Raw genomic sequence first — 2,917 nt, 5'->3', positions numbered from 1 at the left:
ACTTTGGCGATGTCCGCGGGATGCATACGCCCCAACATCTTGGAGAGATTGGTAATGGCTCCGCGGCGCAACAATTTCTGCACCGACTGGATCACAATGTCCGATTTCGTCTGTCCGCGTTCGGTCTGATCACGCAAGATTTCCCGCAACACGTCGCGCTCGGATTGGCGAGGTCGCTGATCCGGTACCCGCGGCTCTATCGGTCGTTCCGTCTGCATCCCCGTTCCGTCAATACCCCAGTTGCATCAAGGTCTGCTCGTCCTCGCGCCACGCTTTCTTCACCTTCACCCACAGTTCAAGGAACACTTTCATGCCGAATAGTCGTTCCATCTCCAGTCTGGCTTGCGTGCCGATCGCTTTCAAACGCTCTCCTTGCTTGCCGATCAGGATACCCTTCTGTGTCTCTCGCTCCACCAAAATCGATGCCCGAATCTTCGCCAATTTCCCCTGCTCGACGAACTCATCGATTTCGACCGCAACCGCATGCGGCACTTCTTCCTCCGTCTCTTGCAACACCTTCTCACGGATCATCTCAGCCGCCAGCGTTCTCATCGTCTGATCTGTCACGACATCATCGCCGTAGGCTCCTTCTCCAGACGAAAGATAAGAGACCGTCACGGTCAACAACCGATCAACATTGTCGTCAGCCTGGGCGGAAACAGGCACGATCTCGGTCCACGCGAAGAGTTTGCCATAACGATCAAGAATCGGAAGCAGCTTCTGCTTGTTGACGAGGTCGATTTTCGTGACGACAAGGATGACCGGACGCAGCTGTTTGGCCAACGCCGCCTTCATATGCTTCACAGCGGTCAAATCTCCTGGGCCCGGCAGACTCGTCGCATCCATAAGCATGTAGAACAGGTCCGCATCTTCCATGGTCTCCACGGCAGTACGCACCATCCGACGATTCAGCAAGTGCTCGGGTTTATGAAGCCCCGGCGTATCGAGAAAAGCAATTTGTGCTCCTTCCACATGCACGACGCCCATAATGCGAGTCCTTGTGGTCTGCGGCTTACTGGACACAATCGCGATTTTTTCGCCAAGCAGGCGATTGAGCAGCGTCGATTTTCCGACGTTGGACCGGCCAATGATGGCCACCGTTCCGAACTTCATGGCTTCGAGAAGAGCTCCTGGTTTTTTGCAGGATCCGGCGCCAGTTGATACACAGTTTCGCCCTTGCGCACATAGCCCAACTGCTCTCGAGCCAACTGCTCAATTTTGGCGGGGTCATGTTGGAGACGGGTAATGTCTCGCTGCAATGCGGCATTTCCTCGGCGTAAAGCCGAAAGTTCTTGCTCCAAATTCTTGGCGTGATCACGCATAGAGAGATATCGCATCAGACCCATTTCTCCTGAAAACAAGGCCAAGAATAACCACACACAGCCACCAGCGCCGATTACCTGCATGACGATCAGTACGCGCTGTCGCCATTCCAGCCACTGCCGTCCACGATTCTGTTTGATAATCATCTATCTAGGTCGACTATGGAATCAGCTAAGCTCTGGCCCGCACTGCTTCTCGACCACGATAGAGCGCCACTGCTCCCAGCTCCTCTTCGATTCTGAGCAATTGGTTATATTTTGCCACACGATCCGTTCGAGACAAGGATCCCGTCTTGATCAATCCGCTGTTCGTTGCCACCGCTACGTCTGCGATCGTAGTATCTTCGGTTTCGCCGGACCGGTGTGAAATGATCGCCGTATAGCCCGATCGCTTCGCAAGCTCGATCGCATCCAACGTTTCCGTCAGGGTCCCGATCTGATTGAGCTTGATCAGAATCGAATTCCCGATTCCCTCCTTGATGCCCTTCGAAAAGATTTCGACGTTGGTGACGAAGATGTCATCCCCGACCAGCTGCACCCGTTTGCCCAGCTTCTCCGTGAGGACCTTCCAACCCTTCCAATCCAGTTCGCTCAACCCGTCTTCGATGGAGAGAATCGGATAACGATCCAGAAGCTTGCCATAGTAGCTGATCATCTCATCCGACGAACGTTCCGGGTTCTTTTCCGCTTCGAGAACATACCGTCCCTTGTCGTAGAACTCGCTCGCCGCGCAGTCCAACGCCAAGGCGATATCCTGACCAACCTTATAACCGGCGTCTTCTATCGATTGTGAAATCAGACTCAGCGCTTCTTCGTTCGATTGCAGGTCCGGGGCAAACCCACCTTCATCCCCTACGGCCGTATTAAGCCTCTTCTTTTTCAAGAGAGCCTTCAACGAATGAAAGACCTCCGTGGCCATTCGAAGGGCATCGCTGAACCGACCGGCACCTACCGGCATGATCATGAACTCTTGGAGGTCCAAGCGATTATCGGCATGAGCTCCGCCGTTGATGATGTTCATGAGCGGGACGGGAAGCACTCGAGCATTCGCTCCGCCAAGATAACGGTAGAGCGGCTGCTCTGCTTCATTCGCCGACGCCTTCGCAACGGCTAACGAGACACCCAGGATTGCATTGGCGCCCAGCTTGCTTTTGGTCTTCGTCCCATCCAATGCAATCATGGCTCGATCGATACCCGCCTGATCGAATGCTTCCTTACCGAGCAATTCCGGAGCAATGACCCTACTGATATTCGAGACCGCCTTTGTGACGCCTTTTCCCATCCACCGTTTCTTGTCGCCATCGCGGAGTTCGATCGCTTCTTTTTCTCCCGTTGACGCTCCAGATGGAACGGCTGCTCGCCCTTTCGCGCCGCTTTCGAGCGTCACTTCGGCCTCAATCGTCGGATTGCCCCGTGAATCGATAATCTGCCTGCCCTTGATTCCTCTAATCGCACTCATACTGCTCATCCCTCTCTTGTTAGGCGCCCAGCTCCTTCTTCAGCAACTCGTTGACTTTCCCAGGATTTGCTTTCCCTCCGCTAGCCTTCATCACCTGTCCGACGAGGAAACCCAATACTTGCAATTTACCTTGCTT

At 54.2% G+C, this 2,917-nt stretch carries 5 protein-coding genes; all 5 read right to left on the bottom strand.

Annotated features, from left to right (window positions below):
* Positions 1-218 (bottom strand): hypothetical protein (locus tag ACOSYY_RS14635; protein WP_421663264.1); only part of this gene is annotated, 218 nt, incomplete at its 3' end.
* Positions 219-228: 10 nt separating this feature from the next.
* Positions 229-1,113 (bottom strand): GTPase Era, encoded by an 885-nt coding sequence (gene era / locus ACOSYY_RS14630; RefSeq protein ID WP_421663263.1) that lies wholly within the window; start codon positions 1,111-1,113, stop codon positions 229-231.
* A complete protein-coding gene (locus tag ACOSYY_RS14625; protein ID WP_421663262.1) occupies positions 1,110-1,469 on the bottom strand; it encodes an FtsB family cell division protein in 360 nt (119 codons plus the stop codon). The genes era and ACOSYY_RS14625 overlap by 4 nt, the downstream gene beginning before the upstream one ends.
* Positions 1,470-1,494: 25 nt before the next feature.
* Positions 1,495-2,781 carry a phosphopyruvate hydratase gene (gene eno / locus ACOSYY_RS14620; protein WP_421663261.1) on the bottom strand — a complete coding sequence of 429 codons (1,287 nt, stop codon included), beginning with the start codon at positions 2,779-2,781 and terminating at the stop codon, positions 1,495-1,497.
* 19 nt (positions 2,782-2,800) lie between these two features.
* Positions 2,801-2,917 (bottom strand): hypothetical protein (locus ACOSYY_RS14615; RefSeq protein ID WP_421663265.1); only part of this gene is annotated, 117 nt, incomplete at its 5' end.

This window comes from Nitrospira sp. BLG_2 (genome assembly GCF_049222245.1).
The sequence above is the reverse complement of the archived record's forward strand: the minus strand, read 5'-3'. Positions and strand labels throughout refer to the sequence as shown.

What these genes read in the sequence shown, in the direction of transcription:
- era (WP_421663263.1), bottom strand. Translation starts at nt 1,113, where the DNA reads ATGAAGTTCGGAACGGTGGCCATCATTGGCCGGTCCAACGTCGGAAAA.
- ACOSYY_RS14625 (WP_421663262.1), bottom strand. Translation starts at nt 1,469, where the DNA reads ATGATTATCAAACAGAATCGTGGACGGCAGTGGCTGGAATGGCGACAG.
- eno (WP_421663261.1), bottom strand. Translation starts at nt 2,781, where the DNA reads ATGAGTGCGATTAGAGGAATCAAGGGCAGGCAGATTATCGATTCACGG.